Origin of the sequence: Mycolicibacter sinensis, assembly GCF_001667945.1 — a bacterium.
Taxonomy (GTDB): domain Bacteria; phylum Actinomycetota; class Actinomycetes; order Mycobacteriales; family Mycobacteriaceae; genus Mycobacterium; species Mycobacterium sinense_B.
The window spans coordinates 63974-86788 of the sequence record NZ_LZJK01000034.1; the positions used below are offsets into that span (position 1 = coordinate 63974).

General features: G+C 68.1%; 16 protein-coding genes. 8 read left to right on the forward strand and 8 right to left on the reverse strand.

Annotated elements, in window-relative coordinates; genetic code table 11:
* Positions 1-62: 62 nt before the first annotated feature.
* Together car and A5694_RS23895 are read left to right on the forward strand one after the other, a co-directional pair.
* Entirely contained in the window at positions 63-3584 is a 3522-nt protein-coding gene (gene car, locus A5694_RS03825) for a carboxylic acid reductase (protein WP_064920522.1), read from the forward strand.
* Between the two features lie 311 nt (positions 3585-3895).
* A complete protein-coding gene (locus A5694_RS23895) occupies positions 3896-4072 on the forward strand; it encodes a hypothetical protein (RefSeq protein WP_165604367.1) in 177 nt (58 codons plus the stop codon).
* A gap of 10 nt (positions 4073-4082) precedes the next feature.
* Here A5694_RS23895 and A5694_RS03835 read toward each other — a convergent pair whose 3' ends face one another.
* From A5694_RS03835 to A5694_RS03855, 5 genes are all read right to left on the reverse strand, one after another.
* A complete protein-coding gene (locus A5694_RS03835; RefSeq protein WP_064920546.1) occupies positions 4083-4853 on the reverse strand; it encodes a L,D-transpeptidase in 771 nt (256 codons plus the stop codon).
* 38 nt (positions 4854-4891) lie between these two features.
* Complete coding sequence (locus A5694_RS03840) at positions 4892-5374, reverse strand: hypothetical protein (protein WP_064920524.1); 483 nt, start codon at positions 5372-5374, stop codon at positions 4892-4894.
* A 28-nt stretch (positions 5375-5402) separates the two neighbouring features.
* Positions 5403-7505, reverse strand: coding sequence for an elongation factor G-like protein EF-G2 (locus A5694_RS03845; protein ID WP_064920525.1), 2103 nt, complete (start codon positions 7503-7505; stop codon positions 5403-5405).
* A 129-nt stretch (positions 7506-7634) separates the two neighbouring features.
* On the reverse strand, positions 7635-8444 hold the full coding sequence (locus tag A5694_RS03850; protein WP_064920526.1) for a HugZ family protein: 810 nt from the start codon (positions 8442-8444) through the stop codon (positions 7635-7637).
* Positions 8445-8470: 26 nt separating this feature from the next.
* Positions 8471-8878, reverse strand: a complete 408-nt coding sequence (locus tag A5694_RS03855) for a TIGR03668 family PPOX class F420-dependent oxidoreductase (protein WP_064920527.1) — start codon at positions 8876-8878, stop codon at positions 8471-8473.
* 129 nt (positions 8879-9007) lie between these two features.
* On the opposite strand from A5694_RS03855, the gene A5694_RS03860 reads away from it, so the two are divergent.
* Both A5694_RS03860 and A5694_RS03865 read left to right on the forward strand, forming a co-directional pair.
* Positions 9008-10054, forward strand: a complete 1047-nt coding sequence (locus A5694_RS03860) for a S1C family serine protease (RefSeq protein ID WP_064920528.1) — start codon at positions 9008-9010, stop codon at positions 10052-10054.
* Between the two features lie 36 nt (positions 10055-10090).
* Complete coding sequence (locus tag A5694_RS03865; protein ID WP_064920529.1) at positions 10091-10771, forward strand: YoaK family protein; 681 nt, start codon at positions 10091-10093, stop codon at positions 10769-10771.
* A gap of 83 nt (positions 10772-10854) precedes the next feature.
* On the opposite strand, the gene A5694_RS03870 is transcribed toward A5694_RS03865, so the two are convergent.
* Complete coding sequence (locus A5694_RS03870) at positions 10855-11847, reverse strand: esterase family protein (protein WP_064920530.1); 993 nt, start codon at positions 11845-11847, stop codon at positions 10855-10857.
* 202 nt (positions 11848-12049) lie between these two features.
* Between A5694_RS03870 and A5694_RS03875 the strand changes: the two genes are divergently transcribed.
* Both A5694_RS03875 and A5694_RS03880 read left to right on the forward strand, forming a co-directional pair.
* Complete coding sequence (locus tag A5694_RS03875) at positions 12050-13252, forward strand: CoA transferase (protein WP_064920531.1); 1203 nt, start codon at positions 12050-12052, stop codon at positions 13250-13252.
* An 18-nt stretch (positions 13253-13270) separates the two neighbouring features.
* Entirely contained in the window at positions 13271-13726 is a 456-nt protein-coding gene (locus tag A5694_RS03880; protein ID WP_064920532.1) for a MaoC family dehydratase, read from the forward strand.
* On the opposite strand, the gene A5694_RS03885 is transcribed toward A5694_RS03880, so the two are convergent.
* Both A5694_RS03885 and glnA read right to left on the reverse strand, forming a co-directional pair.
* A complete protein-coding gene (locus tag A5694_RS03885) occupies positions 13714-14730 on the reverse strand; it encodes a MinD/ParA family ATP-binding protein (RefSeq protein WP_428844254.1) in 1017 nt (338 codons plus the stop codon). The genes A5694_RS03880 and A5694_RS03885 overlap by 13 nt on opposite strands.
* Positions 14731-14869: 139 nt before the next feature.
* Positions 14870-16294: a type I glutamate--ammonia ligase gene (gene glnA, locus A5694_RS03890; RefSeq protein ID WP_064920533.1), complete on the reverse strand. Its 1425-nt coding sequence runs from the start codon at positions 16292-16294 to the stop codon at positions 14870-14872.
* A gap of 261 nt (positions 16295-16555) precedes the next feature.
* Between glnA and gltB the strand changes: the two genes are divergently transcribed.
* Both gltB and A5694_RS03900 read left to right on the forward strand, forming a co-directional pair.
* Positions 16556-21169, forward strand: a complete 4614-nt coding sequence (gene gltB, locus A5694_RS03895) for a glutamate synthase large subunit (RefSeq protein WP_064920548.1) — start codon at positions 16556-16558, stop codon at positions 21167-21169.
* Positions 21162-22613, forward strand: a complete 1452-nt coding sequence (locus tag A5694_RS03900; RefSeq protein WP_064920534.1) for a glutamate synthase subunit beta — start codon at positions 21162-21164, stop codon at positions 22611-22613. The genes gltB and A5694_RS03900 overlap by 8 nt, the downstream gene beginning before the upstream one ends.
* The last annotated feature ends 202 nt before the right edge of the window (positions 22614-22815 follow it).

Below are 22815 nucleotides of genomic sequence, written 5' to 3' on the forward strand. Positions count from 1 at the left end.
CGGCGCAGCGTCGCGCCCCTTCAAAAAACACTTCTGCGAGATATCCCTTTAGAGGTTGCGTTATGACGACTACTACCCCCTTTGCCAACGACCAGCAGTCCCGCCGCGTCGCCGAGCTGGCCGCCGCCGACCCCCAATTCGCCGCCGCCCAACCCGACCCAGCCGTCGCCGACGCCGCCGCGCAGCCCGGACTGGCCCTGCCGCAGCTCGTGCAGACCGTGCTGGCCGGCTACGCCGAGCGGCCCGCGCTGGGCCAGCGCGCCGTCGACTTCGTCGCCGACCCGGCGACCGGCCGCACCGTCGCACAGTTGCAGCCCCACTTCGACACCATCACCTACGGTGAGCTGGCCGACCGGATCGGCGCCCTGGCCGCCGCCCTGGTCGCCGCCGCGGTCCGGCCCGGAGATCGTGTCGCGGTGCTGGGCTTCACCAGCGTCGACTACACCGTTATCGACGTGGCGCTGGGCCAGATCGGTGCCGTCTCGGTGCCGTTGCAGACCTCCGCGTCAGTCAGCACCTTGACCCCGATCGTGGCCGAGACCCAACCGCGCATCATCGCCGCCAGCGTCGACTCGCTGGCCGACGCGGTTGAGCTGGTGCGATCCGGCCCCGCCCCGACCCGCCTGGTGGTCTTCGACTACCACGAGCAGGTCGATGACCACCGGGAAGCACTGGCCGACGCCCGTGCGCAGCTGGCCGGCGTCGAGGTCGTCGTCGAGCCGCTGGCCGAGATGCTCAGCCGTGGCCGGGCCTTGTCGCCGGCAAACCTCCCGGCCCCCGACCCCGGTGCGGACCGCGACCCGCTGGCCCTGCTGGTCTACACCTCCGGCAGCACCGGCGCCCCCAAAGGCGCGATGTACCCACAAAGCAATGTGGCGCGGATGTGGGTGCGGTCGGCCAAGAACTGGTTCGGCCCGAGTGCCGCGTCGATCACGCTGAACTTTATGCCGATGAGCCACATCATGGGCCGCGGCATCCTCTATGGCACCCTCGGCAACGGCGGTACCGCCTACTTCAGCGCCCGCAGTGACCTCTCCACCTTCCTCGAGGACCTCGCGCTGGTGCGGCCCACCGAGATGAACTTCGTGCCCCGCATCTGGGAGATGCTCTACCAGCACTTCCAGAGTGAAGTGGACGGCGCTGCAGGCGACCCGGCCGCCGAGGCGCAGGTGCTGGACCGGATGCGCCGCGAGCTGCTCGGCGGCCGCTGCATCTTCGCGATGACCGGCTCCGCGCCGATCTCCGAGGACTTGCGTTCCTGGGTTTCCGAACTCACCCAACAGCACGTGCTGAACGGCTACGGATCCACCGAAGCCGGCATGGTGCTTTTCGACGGTGTGGTGCAGCGGCCCCCGGTGCTCGACTACAAGCTGGTCGACGTACCCGACCTGGGCTACTTCTCCACCGACACGCCGCACCCGCGCGGTGAACTGCTGCTCAAGAGCGAGAACCTGTTCCCCGGTTACTACAAGCGCCCGGAGATCACCGCCGAGGTGTTCGACGCCGACGGTTACTACCGCACCGGTGATGTCGTCGCCGAGGTCGGACCCGACCAGCTGGTCTACGTCGACCGGCGCAACAACGTGCTCAAGCTGGCCCAGGGCGAGTTCGTCACGCTGGCGAAGCTGGAGGCGGAGTTCGGCAACAGTCCGCTGGTGCGCCAGATCTACGTCTACGGCAACAGCGCCCAGCCCTACCTGCTGGCTGTGGTCGTGCCGACCGAGGACGCGGTGACGCGCTTCCCGGATTCCGCCGGGCTCAAGACGGCGATCGCCGACTCCCTGCAGCAGGTGGCTCGCGACGCCGACCTGCAGTCCTACGAGGTGCCGCGCGACTTCATCGTCGAGACCGAACCGTTCACGCTGGAGAACGGACTGCTCACCGGCATCCGCAAGCTGGCGTGGCCAAAGTTGAAGGCGCACTACGGTGATCGCCTCGAGCGGCTCTACGCCGAGCTGGCCGAGGGACAGGCCAACGAGCTGAGCGAACTGCGGGCGCATGGAGCGGACCGCCCCGCGCTGGAGACCGTCAGCCGGGCCGCCGCCGCGCTGCTGGGCGCCTCGGCTGCCGACCTGGCGCCCGACGCCCACTTCACCGATCTGGGCGGGGACTCGCTGTCCGCGCTGACCTTCGGCAACCTGCTGCGCGATATCTTCGACGTCGACGTGCCCGTCGGTGTGATCGTCAGCCCGGCAAGCGATCTGGCGTCACTCGCCGTCTACATCGAGGAGCAGCGGCGCGGAGCCCAAGCCGGGTCCAGGCAGCCCAGCTTCGCCTCGGTGCACGGTCGGGATGCCGTCGAGGTGGCTGCCGCCGACCTGACGTTGGACAAGTTCCTCGACGAGGCCACCCTGGCGGCGGCACCTTCATTGCCCGGTCCGTCCGAGCAGGTGAGCACCGTGCTGCTGACCGGCGCGACCGGCTTCCTCGGCCGCTACCTGGCCCTTGAGTGGCTCGAGCGGCTGGCGCCGGTGGACGGCAAGCTCATCTGCCTGGTGCGGGCGCGCTCCGACGCCGATGCCCGCCGCCGCCTCGACGCTGTTTTCGACAGCGGGGACGCGAAGCTGCTGGCCCGCTACAGCGAGCTGGCGGCCAAGCACCTGGAAGTCATCGCCGGCGACAAGGGCGAGGCGAATCTCGGCTTGGAGCAAGAGGTTTGGCAGCGGCTCGCCGATACCGTCGACGTGATTGTCGACCCGGCGGCCCTGGTCAACCACGTGTTGCCCTACAGCGAGCTGTTCGGCCCCAACGCCGTCGGCACCGCCGAGCTGATCCGGGTCGCGCTGACCAGCAAGATCAAGCCGTTCACCTACTTCTCCACCATCGGTGTCGGTGACCAGATCCCGCTGGGCAAGTTCACCGAGGACGCCGACGTGCGGGTGATGAGCCCGGTGCGGGCGATCAACGACGGTTACGCCAATGGCTACGGCAACAGCAAGTGGGCCGGCGAGGTGCTACTGCGCGAGGCCCACGACCTGTGCGGCCTGCCGGTAGCGGTGTTCCGCTGCGACATGATCCTGGCCGACACCAGCTACGCCGGCCAGCTCAACCTGCCGGACATGTTCACCCGGATGATGTTCAGCCTGGTCGCCTCCGGTGTCGCCCCCGGTTCGTTTTACGAACTGGACGCCGACGGCAACCGTCAGCGCGCCCACTACGACGGGCTGCCGGTGGAGTTCATCGCCGAGGCGTCCACCACCTTGGGTGCCGGCGCCGGTGACGGGTTTGCCACGTACCACGTGATGAACCCGTACGACGACGGCCTGGGCATGGACGAGTTCGTGGACTGGCTGATCGAGGCCGGCTACCCGATTCGGCGGATCGACGATTACGGCGACTGGCTGCAGCGGTTCGAGACCACCCTGCGCGCATTGCCGGAGCGGCAGCGCCAGGCGTCCCTGCTACCGCTGCTGCACAACTACCAGAAGCCGCAGCCGCCGATCTGCGGGTCGATCGCACCGACCGATCGCTTCCGGGCAGCGGTGCAGGAAGCCAGGATCGGTGCGGCTAACGACATCCCGCACGTCACGCCGGCGGTGATCGTCAAGTACATCACCGACCTGCAGCTGCTCGGGTTGCTGTGACCTAACCCCGGCGAGCAGCCGCGAAAGCTCCCTGACGGAACCCCCGCAGGGGGCTTTCGCGACTGCGCGCGCTTAAAGGCTTCTGCGCGTTTGCGTTTGACGGCCCCGGATTTCGATGCCACGATGGACGGCAACGACATCCCCGTGTGTCTCGGCCGGAAGGAGGTGAGGGCGAAGTGAGTCCCAGTGACGGTCCGTATCCGTGTTCAACCCGTCTGTCCCTCACCGGCCCCGGCGTCTCCGCCGCGGCCTGAACCGCGAATTCCGCCGACCCGGAAGGGTTGTGTCGGGCGTCCCGGCAGGAGAAAATCATGGCCTTCGTTGTCACCCACCGTATTTCGACGATCCACGGGTCGGCGGTCCGCCAGGCGAGCCGCCGCGTGGTCGGCCGGCTGCGCCACCTGGGCGCGCCGCTGGAGATGAGCCCGCAGCAGCGCACCGAGCGCTACGTGGCGCACATGCCGACGGCCGTACTGGGCGCCTGCTGAGTGCCGCGCTCTAGGCCTGCACCACGATCGGGTCGCCCAGGTGCACGGTGTCGAAGTACCACGCTGCGTTGTCCGGGCTGAGGTTGATGCAGCCGTGGCTGACGTTCGAGTAGCCCTGCGAGTCCACCGACCAGGGCGCCGAGTGCACATACACCCCGCTCCACGTCACCCGAACCGCGTACTCGCCGTTGAGCAGGTAACCCTCGGGGTCGTTGAGCGGAATGCCGATGGTGCGCGAATCGAACTTGATCTTGCGCTCCTTCGACAACGCGGTGAACGAACCGATCGGGGTGGGGCGCTTGGGCTTACCCATCGACGCCGGCATCACCCGTAGGGTCTCGCCGTTGACGCTGACGGTGAAGGTGTGGTCGGAGATATCGGCGACTCCCAGCACAGCGTCACCGGTCTCGAAACCCGTCGACATGCCGTGGGCGTCGATGCTGATCTTGCTGTGCGGTGACCAGTAGCCATCGGGAACCCAGTGCACGACGTCGTCGCCGACCCACTCGAAGTGCCCGGCGGATGTCCCCGACACCGGTTTCCCGGACGCCGCGATGTGGATGCCACGCTCGGCGCCGGCCCGGTCACCGACCGGCCCGGCGAACCGCACGATCACCGGATAGGCCACCCCTACCACCGAACCGTCGGCCGGCTCGATCGCCGCGACAGCGAAGCCCGGCGCCGGCGATGTCTGCGCCGCCTGGCTGACGCCGGTGGACGCTCCCATCACCAGGGCCACCGACCCGGCCATCGCCAAAAACCCCCGCCACACCTTGTGCATGGTCTCCATTGTGCCAAGCGCAAGGGTGCGGCGCAGATCTAGCGATTCTCCGCCGGCGCCAGCAGGCTGCCCCAGGCCGCCTTGGTCCCGGATTCGCCGATGGTGTGGATTGCGAACATCGACGCTCCGGCCAAGGCGATCACCACCGCGACGATGCCCACCCGCACCGCCGGCGCCACCCTGCCGCCGCGGGACACCGCCACGTGCAGGCCGGCCAGCAGTGCCGCCGCAGCGGTCAGGCCCAGCGCCATATAGAGGCCGTATTCGCCGGCAGCCATATGCCGGTCGAGGTCAGGCGATCCGCCGACCTTGCCGGTGTCGGCCAGCCATTCGCCGGCGGTGACCGTCGCCGGGGTGACGAGCAGCGTCAGGCCGGCCAGTGTGGCCACCAGCCAGACCAGCCGCCGGCGGGCTGCCGGCCACACCGCACACACGATGAGCAGGATCGCGGTCAGCGGCACCAGCACCACCACGAAGTGCAGCAGCAGGACGTGGGCGGGCAGCCCGGCGATTGTCGACATCGATGCCCTTTCGTTTTCCAGCGCGGGGTCAGGCGCTGCTGCCGGCGGCGTGCGCGGCCGCCGACTCCGACAGCGGCTCGTATCGGGCGAACCCGCGGGTGAACGAACCGGCTCCGTGCGTCAGCGAACGCAGGTCGACCGCGTAGCGGATCAGCTCGATCTGGGGCACTTCGGCTTTCACACAGGTGCGGTCGGCACCGACTTTATCGGTGCCCAGCACCCGGGCGCGACGGGCCGACAGATCGCCCATCACCGCACCGATCAGGTCGTCGGGCACCAGCACCGTGACGTCGTCGATCGGCTCGAGCAGCCGCACCCGGCCAACGGCGGCGGCGTCGCGCAGCGCCGCCGCCCCCGCCATCTGGAACGCGAAGTCCGAGGAGTCCACACTGTGTGCCTTGCCGTCGAGCAGCGTGACCCGGATGTCGACCACGGGGTACCCCTCGCCGGACTCGCCGGTGAGCCCCCGCTGCATCTGCGCGCGGACGCCCTTCTCCACGCTGGGGATGAACTGGCGGGGGACCGCCCCGCCGACCACCCGGTCGACGAACTCGAAACCAGAGCCCTGCGCAAGCGGTTCGACCTCGATGTCGCAGACCGCGTACTGGCCGTGTCCGCCGGACTGCTTGACGTGCCGGCCGTGGCCTTTGGCCTTGGCGGCGAACGTCTCCCGCAGCGCCACGCGGAGCGCAACGGTGTCTACTGCCACTGCGTAGCGATTAGCCAGCGTGTCGAGCACCATGCCCGAATGTGCCTCGCCCATGCACCACAGCACCGTCTGATGGGTCTCCGGATTCTGTTCGATGCGCAGTGTCGGGTCTTCGGCGCCCAGCCGCGCCAACCCGACCGACAGCTTGTCGTCATCGGTTTTGGCCCGGGGTTGCACGGCGACGGGGAGCAGCGGATCGGGCATCGTCCACGGCTTGAGCACCAGCGGCTCCGATTTGTCCGACAGCGTGTCGCCGGTCTCGGCCCGGCTGAGCCGGCCGATGGCACAGATATCACCGGCCACCACGGTCTGCGCCGGCCGCTGCTGTTTACCCAGCGGGAACGACAGTGTGCCGATGCGTTCGTCCTCGTCGTGGTCGACATGGGTGCTCGGCGCGCCGAAAATAGCCGAAAAGTGACCCGACACATGGACGCTTGCATCGGGCCGGATGGTTCCGGAGAAGACCCGGACCAGGCTGATCCTGCCGACGTAGGGGTCCGACGTCGTCTTGACCACCTCCGCCAGCAGTGGCTCGGCGCAATCGCAGCGCAGACTGTGATGCGGTGCGCCCTGCGGGGTAAAGACCTCCGGCAGCGGATGTTCCAGCGGCGAGGGGAAGGCGCTGGTGGCGACGTCCAGCAGTTCGGTCAGGCCGACCCCGGTGGTGCTGCACGCCGGGATCACCGGGAAGAAGGAGCCGCGGGCGACGGCCTTTTCCAGGTCGTCGATCAGTACTTCGCGATCGATCTGCTCACCGCTGAGGTAGCGCTCCATCAGCGACTCGTCTTCGGACTCTTCGATGATCCCCTCGATCAGGGCGCCGCGCTGCTCCGCGACCGACTCGACGTGCGCCGCGTCCGGGCTCAGCAGCCCGATCAGTGCGTCGCCGCCCGGAAGGTACAGCGGTAATACTTTGCCGCCGAAGGCGGTTTGTGCGGCGGCCAGCACCTGAGGGTAGTTCGCCCGGGCATGATCCAATTTGGTGATGACCACCGCCCGTGGCATGCCGACTTGATCGCACTCCTGCCACAGCGCTTTGGTCGGGGCATCGATTGTCTCGTTCGCGGCGATGACAAACAGGGCACAGTCCGCGGCGCGCAATCCGGCCCGCAGCTCACCGACGAAGTCGGCGTACCCGGGGGTGTCGAGCAGGTTGACCTTGATGCCGGCATGGGGCAGGGAAGCCAGCGCCAAGCCCACCGATCGCTGCTGGCGGATCTCGGCGTCGTCGTAATCACAGACCGTGGTGCCGGCTGCCACCGACCCGGGCCGCGACAGCACCCCGGCCGCGACCAGCAACGCGTCGATCAGCGTGGTCTTCCCGCCGCCGGACGGGCCGACTACCACGACGTTACGGATGGCGGCGGGGCTGTCGGCGGGCGGCGCGGAACCATTTCCCGGCGGGGTCGTCTTGTCTGCCATCTGTGCCGCTCCTGGGGTCCGGCAATCGTTTGATAGCCACCCTTCCCCCAACCACCGCCCAGCACAAGGAATACGGCCAAAGCCGCCCCGATCTGCTCATCGGCGCCGCCGGGCACGCAGCGCCGGCGATTACTCGCCAGATCCGGCCCGGGCCAACCGGGCCAACTCCTTGGTTGCCTCGCGCAGTTCGTCAGCGGCGCGCAGCGGCCGCCGGTAGCCGACCCGGGTGTAGGCCACGCCGCGTTCGGTGACGACCTTGAGATCCAAGCCGTAGCGATCGGCGCCGGTGCAGGTGGCCTGGGTGGTGTCCGGGTACCCGCCCAGTGTCTTCGCCATCGCCAGCAACGCCCCGGCGTGGTCGGCGTTGAGGTGGGCGATCGCACCAGCCGCGCGCGGGGCAACCGGATCCGGCTGTGCGGCAGCGTATTCCGCGCCGGTCGCCGAATCCATCCGGCCATATCCGCCGACCCAGCGCACCCGCTGCACCTGCAACACCCACAGTGAGAAGTCGCTGTAGTCGATGTAGTACTTGCCGGCCGGCACCTGCGCCAGGTAGGCGTCGCGGGCCGCGGCGTAGTCGTCGCCGACGGGCTGCTGAACCACCCCCGCCAGCGTGACGCGCCCGCCGGCGAGCGGGTCGGAGTGTGCGCCCGGCTCCACCACCGCGAGGCTGGCCCGCGGATCGCGGGCCAGGTTGCGGCCGTGTTCGGCCAGCTGCGATACGCAGAGCACCGGCGCACCGCCCAGCAGCCCGTAGGTGACCAGCGAGGCCCACGGGTCACCGTCCGCGGTCAGGGTCGCCAGCGTGGCGGCGTTGGTGGCGGCGGTGATCGTGCGGGCTTCTTCGGCCGCCGACGGCCGGGCGTCGTTCGCCAGCGGAGTCAGCGCCGGCGGCACCGAGGGCGCGTCGCCCGGGTCGCCGTGATCCCGGTTGGCCATGCCGGCACACTACCCGGCCGTGCTGATCAGGCCCGCCATGCCGTCCAGTGTTCGACGGTAATCGCGATCACCGGCCCGACCAATGCAACCGACCGGTACTGCGGATACTTCGCTCGCAGGGCCGCATAGCCGGTATGCAAGGCGGCGCCGTCGCGGTGGACGGTCGCCGTCCCGTCGGCGCGCACCCACCACAGCTGCGACCAGTCGTCGTCGTACCGATCCACCAACACGCTGACCCGCGGGTTGGCTTCGATGTTGGTCAGGCGGCGCAGCCGCCGCGTGGTCTTGGCTTTGGCATCCACCGCGGTGTAGATCACATCGTCGGCCAGGGTGAAAACTATCGGCACCAGGTGCGGCCCGCCGTCGGGCGCCATGGTCGCCAGCCGGGCCACGCGGGCCCCGGCAAAGCGGGTTTGCGGGTCGAGGCCGCCCATCCGGCCAGCCTAGCCAGCCGCCAATACCGGTGGTTCCGGTAAGCTTTCTGTGTTTGTTTCGCTAACCCACCGTGAGCGGCGCGCAGGGTATTGGCGGGGCGCCTGACCTTGACCTCAGGAGGTAACCCAATGAGCGGATCGCATCGCCCTAGCCGGTGGTGGCTGCTCAGCGTGTCAGCGGTAGTGGCCGGTCTTGGGCTGGCCACGGCGCCGGTTCAGGCGGCGCCGACGCTGCCCAAGCCGCCGCTCGACCCTTCGGCGATGGTCGCTCAGGTGGGCCCGGCGGTGGTCAACATCGACACGCAGATGGGTTACCAGAGTGCGGTCGGCGCCGGAACCGGCATCGTCTTGGATCCGAACGGCATCGTGCTGACCAACAACCACGTCATCGCCGGCGCAACCGGGCTGACCGCGGTGTCGGTCGGCAACGGCCAGAGCTACGAGGTCGACGTGCTCGGCTTCGACCGCAGCCACGACGTGGCGGTGCTGCAGCTGCGCGGCGCCGCCGGCCTGCCGGCCGCCAACATCGGCGACTCGTCGCGGGTCGCCGTCGGGGACCCGGTGGTCGCGATGGGCAACGCCGGCGGGCAGGGCGGTACGCCCAGTGCGGTGCCCGGCAATGTCATCGGCCTGAACCAGACGGTCTCGGCCGCCGATGAGCTGACCGGCAGCACCGAGACGCTGACCAACATGATCAAGGCCGACACCGCGATCCGCCCCGGTGACTCGGGCGGTCCGATGGTCAACGCGGCCGGCCAGGTGATCGGGATGAACACCGCGGCGTCGGACAACTACAAGTTCGCCCAGCCCGGCGGCGAAGGCTACGCGATCCCGATCAACCAGGCGATGGCCATTGCCAACCAGATCCGGGCCGGTGTCTCGTCGCCCACCGTGCACATCGGCGAGACGGCGTTCATGGGTGTCGGCGTGGTGGACAACAACGGCGGCGGGGCACGCGTCGCCCAGGTGCTCGACGGCACCCCCGCCGCTGCGAGCGGCATCGCCCGCGACGACATCATCACCTCGGTCAACGGCCGGCCGGTGAACTCGGCCACCGATCTGACCGACGTGCTCGACCAGCGCCACCCGGGCGACACCGTCACGCTGACGTGGCGCAGCCCGATGGGCGGCGACCACAGCGCCGATATCACCCTGGTTCCGGGCCCGGTCGGCTGAGGCCAAGCCCGCAGAGCCGATCAGTACCAGGCGCACGTGATACGCCAGCACTACGACAGCGAAACCAAGCTGTCCTGGGCGCTTGCCGGGCTTGCCGGAGTGCTGGCAGCCACTGCATACACCCATTCGGAGGGCTACTTCGTCACGTTCATGACCGGCAATGCCGGACGTGCGGTGCTCGGGGTGTTCGACGGTAACGAGTGGCTGTCGATCTCGGCCGCGGCCCTGTTGTTCTCCTTTCTGGCCGGAGTGGTGACCGCATCGATCTGCCGACGTCGCGTCTGGCCTCAGCATCCGCACGGTGCGCTGCTGCTGACCGCAACCGCGCTGCTGACGGCGACCCTGGTCGACTGGATCCTGGAGGGCGGTCCGACGCTGCCGCTGCCGCTGCTGCCGATCCTGCTGGTCGCATTCGGAGTCGGCGCGCTGAACACCACCTTCGTGCGCGACGGCGAAGTGTCGATTCCCTTGAGTTACGTCACCGGCACGGTGGTGAAACTGGGGCAGGGCATCGAACGCCACCTCAGCGGCGGAACCGTCCACGACTGGCTCGGGCACTTCATGCTCTTCGTCGGCTACACCTCGGGCGCGGCCATCGGCGGCTGCATCAGCCTGGTCGCCGGCGGCACCTGGATGCTGGGCATCGCCACGGTCGTCTGCGTGCTGGCCATCTGGTTCACCCACCGCTACGTCGACCGCCGCGACGTGTGGCGGTAGTGCCGGCCCAAACGCCGAGACCGACGTTTTGCAGGCCCGCTCTCGGGTTTCTTCTGCAAAACGTCGGTCTCGGCTGAGGGGGATCAGGTCGGGTCGACACCCACACCCAGCGCCCGCTGGATGTCGGCCTTCATCGCGACCAGCTGCTGGTTCCAGTACGGCCAGTCATGCGTGCCGTCGGACGGGAAGTTGAACACCCCGTTGTTGCCGCCGGCGGCGGTGTAGTTCTGCTGGAACGTTTTGTTGGTGCTCAGCGTCATGCCCTCCAGGAACTTCGCCGGCAGGTTGTCGCCGCCGAGCTCGCTGGGCGTGCCGTTGCCGCAGTAGATCCAGATCCGGGTGCGGTTGGCTACCAGCCGCGGGATCTGCACCATCGGGTCGTTGCGCTTCCACGCCGGGTCGGAGGACGGACCCCACATGTTGGAGGCGTTGTAGCCGCCGGCGTCGCTCATGGCCATCCCGATCAACGTCGGCCACCAGCCCTCGGACGGGTTCAAGAAGCCGGAAAGCGCTGCGGCGTAGGTGAACTGCTGCGGGTAGTAGGCCGCCAGTGTCAGCGACGAGCTGCCCGCCATCGACAGGCCGACCACCGCGTTGCCGTAGGGCGAGACACTCTTGTTGGCCTGCAGCCAGGCCGGCAGCTCCCGGGTCAGGAAGGTCTCCCACTTGTAGGTCTGGCAGCCGGACTTGCCGCACGCCGGCTGGTACCAGTCGGAGTAGAAGCTGGACTGGCCGCCGACCGGCATGATGACCGACAGCCCCGAGCCGTAGTACTCCTCGAACGCCGGGGTGTTGATGTCCCAGCCGTTGAAGTCGTCCTGGGCACGCAGGCCGTCCAGCAGGTAGACGGCGTGGGTGCCGCCGGGCTGGAACTGCACTTTGACTTCACGGCCCATGGCCGCCGAGGGCACCTGCAGGTACTCCACCGGAAGCCCCGGACGGGAGAACGCCGACGCGTTGCCCGAACCACCGACGACCCCGACGAGGCCGCTCAGCAGTGCGGCCCCCACCGCCGCGACCATCAGCCGGCGCGGTAGCCGGCTCGCCGCGTGCCCCAACTTCTTGACGCTCTTCATAGCTTGTTTCCCATCCCAATGTCGTGCGGTCTAGCCCTTCTGCACGGAGTCAAACACGGTGGCGGCCCGTGACCCGTTCGCCGCCACGGGTTTTCATATCGCGGTTCGGCAACGATTGAGATTCGGCACGGACTCGCACCCCGCGGAGCCGCCATCTGCGTGGGCATATAGTCGACGTAATCATCGACACAAGGAGCAGGTCATGCAGCCCACTGCCGCGCGACCGCTGGCCGGAGTGCGCATCATCGAGATCGCCAGCTTCGTCGCGGTGCCGCTCGCCGGCATGACACTGGCACAGCTGGGCGCCGACGTGGTGCGGGTCGACCCGATCGGAGGGGCGGCCGACTACCGCCGCTGGCCGGTCACCGACGACGGTACGTCCCTCTACTGGACCGGGCTCAACAAGGGTAAGCGTTCGGTGGTCGCCGACCTGCGCGCGCCGGAAGGGCAGCGTCTGGTGCAGCGCCTGATCACCGAAAGCGGTGTGGTGCTGACGAATATGACTGGCCGGCAATGGCTTTCCTTCGACACGTTGGTGATGCAACGCCCCGATCTGATTCACCTCGAGGTGCTCGGACGTGCCGACGGCTCAACCGCCGTCGATTACACGGTGAATGCGGGTGTCGGCTTTCCGCTGGTGACCGGTCCGGCGGCATACGGTGCGCCGATCAACCACGTCCTGCCGGCCTGGGATATCGCCTGCGGGCTGCACGGTGCACTGGCGGTGGTCGCCGCGCTGCACCGCCGGGACCGCACCGGCGAGCCGTGCCGGATCCGGCTGGCGCTCGAAGACGTCGCGTTGGGCACCGCCAGTGCGCTGGGTTTCCTCACCGAGGCGATGGTCAACGGCACCCGGCGTGAACGCATCGGCAACGCGCTCTACGGTCAGTACGGCCAGACCTTCACCGGCAGTGACGGGGTCTCCTTCATGGTCGTCACGCTCACCGACCGGCACTTCCGTGACCTGACGGAATTGACCGGAACAACGAAAGTCATTGCCGCCCTGGCCCAGGCACGCGATATCGACTTCACCGATGAGGGCCAGCGCTACCGTCACCGCGACGTGCTCACCGGCCTGTTCGACGGCTGGTTCGCCGAGCGGACCGGCGCGCAGATCGAAGCAGCGCTGGCCGGCACATCGCTGCTGTGGGACCGCTACCGCAGCTTCGCTGAGGTGGCCGCCGATGAGCGCCTGCGCGACAACCCGATGTTCACCGCGCTGCATCAGCCCCGGGTCGGGGAGTACCTGGCGGCCGGGCTGCCGGCGTCCCTGGACGGCACCCACCCGCCCGCGGTCGCCGCGCCCAGCCTGGGCGCCCATACCGGCCAGGTGCTGGCCGCGCTGGGAATGACACCCGACGATATCGACCTACTGCGCCAAAGCGGCACGGTGGCAACCGATTAGACAAAGGAGGCAAGGCCAATGCGGACTTTTCAATCGATCGAGGAACTCGCGGCATGCCAGGGCGAGCCGATCGGCCACAGCGACTGGGTGACCGTCACCCAGGACGCCGTCAACCTGTTCGCCGACGCGACCGGTGACCATCAGTGGATCCACGTCGACCCGGAGCGGGCCGCCGGCGGGCCGTTTGGAACCACGATCGCCCACGGGTATCTGACGCTGGCCATGCTGCCGCAGCTGATGCACCAGATCTACCGGCTCGAAGGCGTCAAACTGGCGATCAACTACGGATTGAACAAGGTGCGCTTCCCGGCTCCGGTGCCGGTCGGCTCCAAGATCCGGGCGGAGACCTCCGTCGTCGAGGTGACCGACGCCGGCGGTGGCGCCCATCAGGTGACCTTGTCGACCACGGTGTCCATCGATGGCAGCGCCAAGCCGGCCTGCGTCGCCGAGAGTGTCGTACGTTACATGCTCTGACTCGGGCCGCTCTTGGCTTCCCGGCCGCCGGGGCGCGCAGAGAAGTGCCGCGCGATGATCGCCGCGATCTGCAGGAAGCGTCGGCGGGTGTCCGGCGCCATCTCGCTGACCACGTCAATCACCCCGCCCGGCCGCAGGTGCGGATCGAACGGCACCTCGACCACCGCCTGCCCGTGCTGCAGGAACTGCGCGGTGAGCGCGGAGCGGGTGCGTTTGTCGGCGTGGCCGTCGGAGTCGTTGAGCACCACCACGCTGCGCTGCAGCAGACCGCCCTGGCCGCGGTCGGCTAGCCATTCCATGGTCTTGGCGGCCGCGCCCGCCCCGTCCGCCCACGGCGACGAGACCACGATCAATGCGTCCAGGTCGCGCAGCGCCTCCTGGGTGACCGCTGAGTCCATCGTGGAACCGCAGTCGATGATCGAGATGGTGAAGTGCCGGTCCAGGCGCAGCGCCGCCTCCCGGTACAGCGCCGCGTCGAGGACCCGGCGCCGCCCCGCGGCCGGCTCGCCGACCAGCACGTACAGCCCCGCGGCGTTGGCGCCCACCCGGCTGCTGATGTCGGCGAACGACTGCATGCTGGTATCGGCTGCCAGGTCCCAGTAGGAGCTGGTGGCGCGCGGGTCGATACGGCTGCCGAGCCGGCCGAAGGCGGTGTCGGCATCGACGGCCACCACGTGGTCGGCGCGGCGCAGCGCGGCGAATATCGAACCGACGCTGGCCGCCACCGTCGTCTTGCCCACGCCGCCTTTGCCCAGGACGCCGACCTTGTAACTGCCGTTGGGCATGGATCGGATGGCCGCCTCGTAGGCGGCCTCCTCGCGCTCGGCCGCCGACGGGCCCAGATTGACCAGCCCCAGCGTCGCCGCCAACACCACGCGCCGCCAGCCGCGGGTCGGGCGTGGCCGAGGCGCGGGACCGGGATACGGATGGGGCGCCTGCCCGGCCGGTTGCTGCTGTAGGGGCTGGCCCCAGGGCTGTTGTTGCGGCGGGACGCTGCCAGGCATGAAGTTGCCCCGCAAGAAGTCGTCGTCGGCGTTCATAGGCTCCTCGAGGCATCCGGCAGCGGCATGGTCAGGTGGCCCAACAATCCTGCAGCTTAATCGCGCAGGCGCCGATAGCGCGTCCGCCCCGGGTCCGCAGTCCTCAGCAGTCGTAGTACAGCGCGAACTCATACGGGTGCGGGCGCAGGTTGATCGGGGTGATCTCGTGCTCGCGCTTGTAGTCGATCCAGGTGTGAATCAAGTCCGGGGTGAAAACCCCGCCCTCGGTGAGGTATTCGTGGTCGGCTTCCAGATTGTCGATCACGTGGGCCAGCTGGGTGGGCGCCTTGGGGATGGCGGCGGCCTCGTCGGGCGGCAGTTCGTAGAGGTCTTTGTCGACCGGAGCGGCCGGCTCGATCTTGTTCTTGACGCCGTCGATGCCGGCCATCAGCATCGCCGCGAACGCCAAATACGGGTTGCCCGAGGAGTCCGGGCAGCGGAACTCCAGCCGCTTGGCCTTCGGGTTGGTGCCGGTGATCGGGATGCGCACGCACGCTGAGCGGTTGCGCTGGCTGTAGACCAGGTTGATCGGTGCCTCGAAGTGCGGCACCAGCCGCTTGTAGGAGTTGATGGTGGGGTTGGTGAACGCCAGCAGCGACGGCGCGTGGTGCAGAATCCCGCCGATGTAGTAGCGGGCGGTGTCCGAGAGCCCGGCGTAGCCGGCCTCGTCGTAGAACAGCGGTTCGCCGTCCTGCCAGACCGACTGGTGCACGTGCATGCCCGAGCCGTTGTCACCGAAGAGCGGTTTGGGCATGAAGGTGACGGTCTTGCCGTGTGCCCAGGCGGTGTTCTTGATGATGTATTTGAACTGCATCAGGTCATCGGCGGCGTGCAGCAGCGTGTTGAACCGGTAGTTGATCTCGGTCTGGCCGCCGGTGCCGACCTCGTGGTGGCCCCGCTCCACCAGGAAGCCGGCGTTCGTCAGGTTGGTGGTCATGGCGTCGCGCAGGTCGACGTACTGGTCATTGGGCGCTACCGGGAAGTAGCCGCCCTTGGGCCGGACCTTGTACCCGAGGTTGGGGCTGCCATCCGGCTCGGTGGCCCGCCCGGTGTTCCACCACCCGGCGACCGAATCCACTTGGTAGAACGAGCCGTTGATCTGAGAGTCGAAGCTCACCGAGTCGAAGATGTAGAACTCGGCTTCGGCGCCGAAGTAGGCGGTGTCGGCGATCCCGGTGGTGGCCAGGTAGTTCTCCGCTTTGCGGGCGACGTTGCGTGGGTCGCGCGAGTAGGGCTCGCGGGTGAACGGGTCGTGCACGAAGAAGTTCAGGTTCAGCGTCTTGGCCGCCCGGAACGGATCGATCCACGCGGTGTCGGGGTCGGGCAGCAGCAGCATGTCCGACTCGTGGATGGACTGGAAGCCGCGGATCGAGGAACCGTCGAACGCCAACCCGTCCTCGAAGATGCTCTCGTCCAGCGCCGAGGCCGGAATGGAGAAATGCTGCATCACGCCAGGCAGATCGCAGAACCGAATGTCGACATACTCGACCGACTCGTCGGCGACGAGTCGGAAAATATCGCCGGCCATAGAGGTCTCCTTTGCGCGCAGACAGCCAGACGATAGGCAATCCACATTTCCTGAACATCATCCAGTTATTGCGCGCAGGTAACACAAAGCTCACCGCCGGGCGTTTATTCAGCAGGTGGCACGCTGCGCAGCTCCGGGTATATCGTGACGTTGCCTGTGAAGAATTTCAGGCGAACCGCCGTTCAATGTCGCACGGACCAACCCGCAATCGATCGTCTAGGTCAGACGAATTGAGGCCGAAGTGCGAAGGGTCAGGTGGTGATGGCACCCAGCCGGGTCGGGCTCTACAACCCCGCGTTCGAACACGACGCGTGCGGAGTCGCGATGGTCGTCGACATTCATGGCCGACGTAGCCGCGACATCGTCGAGAAGTCGATCACCGCGCTGCTCAATCTTGAACACCGCGGCGCCGCCGGAGCCGAACCGCACAGCGGCGACGGTGCCGGCATCCTGATCCAGGTGCCGGACCGGTTCCTGCGCGCGGTCACTGATCTCGAACTGCCTGAGGAAGGCGCGTACGCCACCGGCATCGCGTTCTTGCCGCAGTCGGCCAAAGACGCGGCCGCGGCCTGCGCCGCGGTGGAGAAGATCGTCGAAGCCGAGGGGCTGCGGGTGCTCGGGTGGCGCGACGTGCCGATCGACGACTCGTCGCTGGGCGCGCTGGCACGTGACGCGATGCCGACGTTCCGGCAGCTGTTCATCGGCGGGGCATCCGGGATGACCCTGGAACGGCGCGCCTACGTGGTCCGCAAGCGTGCTGAACACGAGCTGGGCAGCAAAGGGCCCGGCCAGGACGGCCCGGGCCGGGAAACCGTCTATTTCCCAAGCCTTTCCGGCCGGACAATGGTGTACAAGGGCATGCTGACGACCCCGCAGCTCAAGGCCTTCTATCCCGATCTGGCCGACGACCGGCTGCACAGTGCACTGGGCATCGTGCATTCCCGGTTCTCCACCAACACCTTTCCATCGTGGCCGCTGGCTCATCCGTTTCGGCGTATCGCGCACAACGGGGAGATCAACACCGTCACCGGCAATGAGAACTGGATGCGGGCCCGGGAGGCGCTGATCCGCACCGACGTCTTCGGCGATCCGGGCTCCGCGACCGCGGAAAACACGGCCGACAAGCTGTTCCCGATCTGCACGCCGGGCGCCTCCGACACGGCCCGCTTCGACGAGGTGCTCGAACTGCTGCACCTGGGCGGCCGCAGCCTGCCGCACGCGGTGCTGATGATGATCCCGGAAGCCTGGGAGCGCCACGAGAGCATGGACGCGGCCACCCGGGCGTTCTACGAGTACCACGATTCGCTCATGGAGCCCTGGGACGGCCCGGCCTCGATGACCTTCACCGACGGCACCCTGGTGGGCGCGGTGCTGGACCGCAACGGACTGCGGCCCTCGAGGATCTGGGTCACGAACGACGGCCTGGTGGTGATGGCGTCGGAAGCCGGGGTGCTGGACCTGGATCCGGCCACCGTGGTGCACCGGCAGCGGCTGCAGCCCGGGCGGATGTTCCTGGTGGACACGGCCGCCGGCCGGATCATCTCCGACGCCGAGATCAAGTCGACGCTGGCGGCAGAGCGCCCCTACCAGCAGTGGATCGACGAGGCGCTGATCGGAATCGACGAGTTGCCGCCCGGTCCCGCACCGCGCATGGAACACCACCGGATCCTGTTGCGCCAACTGGTGTTCGGCTACACCTACGAGGAACTCAACCTGTTGCTCGCGCCGATGGCCCGGACCGGCGCCGAGCCGATCGGGTCGATGGGCACCGATACCCCGGTGGCGGTGCTGTCCGCGCGGCCGCGGATGCTCTTCGACTACTTCCAGCAGATGTTCGCCCAGGTCACCAATCCGCCGTTGGATGCCATCCGCGAAGAGGTGATCACCAGCCTGCAGGGCGCCGTCGGGCCGGAGGGTGACCTGCTCAGCACCGGAGAACCCACCTGGCGGCAGGTCGTGGTGCCCCAGCCCATCCTGAGCAACGCCGATCTGGCAAAGCTGATCAACCTGCACCCCGATCAGCGGATCGGTTCCCGGGGGCCGCACGGCCTGTCCACCGCCGTCATCAACTGCCTGTATCCGGTGGCCGAGGGTGGGGCTGGGCTGCGCACGGCACTCAAGCAGGTGTGTGCCCGGGTTTCGGCGGCGATCGAGGACGGCGCGTGCTTCATCGTGATCTCCGACCGGGAATCCGATGAGACGCTGGCCCCCATCCCGTCCCTGCTGGCCACCTCCGCGGTGCACCATCATCTGGTCGCCGAGCGCACCCGCACCAAAGTGGGGCTGGTGGTGGAATCCGGCGATGCCCGGGAGGTGCACCACCTGGCGGCGCTGCTGGGCTTCGGCGCCGCCGCCGTCAACCCCTACCTGGCTTTCGAGTCCGTCGAGGACATGCTCGATCAGGGTTTGCTCGAAGGTCTCGACCGGGAGAAGGCGCTGGCCAACTACGCCAAGGCCGCCGCCAAGGGCGTACTGAAAGTCATGTCCAAGATGGGCATTTCGACGCGCGCTTCCTACACCGGCGCGCAACTGTTCCAGCCGGTCGGGATCTCCCAGGACGTCCTCGACGAATACTTCAGAGGCCTGTACTGCCCGATCGGCGGCATCACCCTCGACGACATCGCCGCCGACGTCGCCGCCCGCCACGGGTTGGCCTACTTCGACCGGCCCGAGGAGCGCGCCCACCGGCAGCTGCCGGTGGGCGGTGAATACCAGTGGCGCCGCGAGGGGGAGTACCACCTGTTCAACCCCGAGACGGTGTTCAAACTGCAGCACTCCACCCGCACCGGGCAGTACGCCGTCTTCAAGGAGTACACCAAGCTGGTCGACGACCAAAGTGAGCGACTGGCCACCCTGCGCGGCCTGCTGAGGTTCAAAACCGGGGCGCGCCCCCCGGTTCCGATCGACGAGGTCGAGCCGGCCACCGAGATCGTCAAGCGGTTCGCGACCGGCGCGATGAGCTACGGCTCGATCTCCGCCGAGGCCCACGAGACCCTGGCGATCGCGATGAACCGGATCGGCGGCCGGTCAAACTGCGGCGAAGGCGGTGAGCACGCCGACCGCTACCTGCCCGAGGAGAACGGCGACTGGCGGCGCAGCGCGATCAAACAGGTCGCCTCTGCCAGGTTCGGCGTCACCAGCGACTACCTGGTCAACTGCACGGACCTCCAGATCAAGATCGCCCAGGGCGCCAAACCCGGTGAGGGCGGCCAGCTCCCGGGTAACAAGGTCTATCCCTGGATCGCGGAGGTGCGTCACGCGACCCCCGGTGTGGGGTTGATCTCGCCGCCGCCGCACCACGACATCTACTCCATCGAGGACCTCAAACAGCTGATCCACGACCTGAAGAACGCCAACCCGGATGCTCGTATCCACGTCAAACTGGTCGCGGAGACCGGTGTCGGGACGGTGGCGGCCGGCGTGTCCAAGGCGCACGCCGACGTGGTGCTGATCTCCGGTCATGACGGCGGCACCGGCGCGGCGCCGCTGACCTCACTCAAGCACGCGGGTGCGCCGTGGGAGCTGGGCCTGGCCGAAACCCAGCAGACGTTGCTGCTCAACGGCCTTCGGGACCGGATCGTGGTGCAGGTGGACGGGCAGCTCAAGACCGGTCGCGATGTGGTGATCGCCGCGCTGCTGGGCGCCGAGGAGTTCGGCTTCGCCACCGCACCGCTGGTGGTGTCGGGCTGCATCATGATGCGGGTCTGCCACCTGGACACCTGCCCGGTCGGGGTCGCCACCCAGAACCCGGAGCTGCGCAGCCGCTTCAGCGGGCGGCCCGAGTTCGTCGAGAACTTCTTCTGGTTCATCGCCGAGGAGGTACGCGAATACCTTGCCGCGCTGGGCTTCCGCACTATCAACGAAGCGGTCGGTCAGGTGAACGCACTGGACACCACGTTGGCACGCGCGCACTGGAAGGCCCACAAGCTCGATCTGGGGCCGGTGCTGCACGAGCCCGAGTCGGCGTTCATGAACCAGGACCTGTACTGCAGCTCCGGCCAGGATCACGGGCTGGACAAGGCGCTGGATCAGCAGTTGATCGTGATGAGCCGCGAGGCGCTCGACTCCGGCACCCCGGTCCGGTTCGCGACCGCGATCTCCAACGTCAACCGGACCGTCGGCACCATGCTCGGCCACCAGGTCACCAAAGCCTATGGCGCCCAAGGCCTGCCCCAAGACACCATCGACATCACCTTCACCGGGTCGGCCGGTAACAGCTTCGGGGCCTTCCTGCCCCCCGGGATCACCCTGCGGGTCCTCGGCGACGCCAACGACTATGTCGCCAAGGGCCTCTCCGGTGGCCGGATCGTCATCCGGCCACCGGCCGATGCGCCCGACGGATACGTCGCCGAGGACAACATCATCGGCGGCAACGTGATCCTGTTCGGCGCCACCAGCGGCGAGGTCTTCCTGCGCGGGGTGGTCGGGGAGCGGTTCGCGGTCCGCAACTCCGGGGCACATGCGGTGGTCGAGGGCGTCGGCGACCACGGCTGCGAATACATGACCGGCGGCAAGGTGGTGGTGCTGGGCCGCACCGGGCGCAACTTCGCCGCCGGAATGTCCGGTGGAATCGCCTACGTCTATGACCCGAACGGCGAGTTGCCCGGCAGGCTCAACACCGAGATGGTGGAGCTGGACGCCTTCGACGATTTCGATGCCGACGACGTCAGCTGGCTGCGCGACATCCTGGCCGCCCACGCCCAGGCCACCGATTCCGTACCCGCCCAAACCATCCTGGCCGACTGGGGCAAGCACAGCCGCCACTTCGTCAAAGTGATGCCGCGCGACTACCGGCGGGTGCTCGCCGCGATCGCCGAGGCGAAGGACAGCGGCACCGATCCGAACGAGGCGATCATGGCGGCAGCTCATGGCTGATCCGAAAGGCTTCATCAAATACCCGCTGCGCATCCTGCCGTCGCGCCGGCCCGTCTCGGAACGGGTGGGCGACTGGAACGAGGTGTATCAGGAGTTCAGCGAGGACGCGCTGCGTCAGCAGGCGGGCCGCTGCATGGACTGCGGTATCCCGTTCTGCCACACCGGCTGCCCGCTGGGCAACCTGATCCCGGAGTGGAACGACCTGGTCCGCACCGGGCGCTGGCGCGAGGCGTTCGACCGGCTGCACGCCACCAACAACTTCCCGGATTTCACCGGGAGGCTCTGCCCCGCGCCGTGCGAGCCGGCTTGTGTGCTGGGCATCAACCAGCCCCCGGTGACCATCAAGCAGGTCGAGTACGAGATCGTCGAGCGCGGTTTCAAAGAGGGCTGGGCGCAACCGATTCCGCCGTCGGTGCGCACTGGGAAGGCGGTCGCGGTGGTCGGTTCCGGGCCGGCTGGGCTGGCCGCCGCGCAGCAGCTCACCCGGGCTGGGCATGCGGTGACGGTGTTCGAGCGTGATGACCGCATCGGCGGCCTACTGCGTTACGGCATCCCGGAGTTCAAGATGGAAAAGCGCATCCTCGACCGGCGGCTGGAACAGATGACCGGTGAGGGCACCGTGTTCCGGGCCGGCGTGAACGTCGGCGTGGATGTGACGGCCGATCAGTTGCGTAGTGACTTCGATGCGGTGGTGCTGGCCGGCGGGGCTACCGCCTGGCGGGATCTGCCGATCCCGGGCCGCGAGCTCGACGGTATCCACCAGGCGATGGAGTACCTGCCGTGGGCCAACCGGGTGCAGGCCGGTGATCTGTCCGAGCCGCCGATCACCGCCCACGGCAAGAAGGTGGTCATCATCGGCGGGGGCGACACCGGTGCCGACTGCCTGGGGACCGTGCACCGCCAGGGCGGCACCTGCGTGCACCAGTTCGAGATCATGCCGCGTCCCCCGGAGACCCGCGACTCGTCCACGCCCTGGCCGATGTGGCCGCTGATCATGCGGACTTCGGCTGCCCACGAGGAGGGCGGCGAGCGGGTGTTCTCGGTCAACACCGAGGAATTCCTCGGCCGCGACGGACATGTCACCGGGCTACGCGCCCATCAGGTGCGCCGACAGGGCGGCGGATTCGAAAAGGTCGACGGCACCGACTTCGAACTCGAAGCCGACCTGGTGCTGCTGGCAATGGGATTCGTCGGCCCGGAACGGTCGGCGCTGCTGGCGGACCTGGGGGTGGAGTTCACCGAGCGCGGCAACGTGGCCCGGGACGGCGACTACGCCACCAACGTGCCGGGGATCTACGTCGCCGGAGACATGGGGCGCGGGCAGTCGCTGATCGTCTGGGCGATCGCCGAGGGTCGTGCTGCTGCGGCGGGCGCCGACCGGTATCTGATGGGCAAGACGGCGTTACCCGCTCCGATCAAGCCGACGGCGACGCCGATCCGCTGACTCAGATCCCCGCCTAAACCTCAATAACCTCGTAGATAACATCTGCATCACATTTCGGCGCGTCGGGTTCTGTTTGCCAACGCTGCGGTGTCTAATGGTCAGCAATAGCTGCCGCGTTAACAGCGTGTTAACATGGTCGGCGTTATTCCGATCTGGTCCGAGCCGGGGCGGGGGTTTTTCACCGTGTACGTCAACCCGTTAT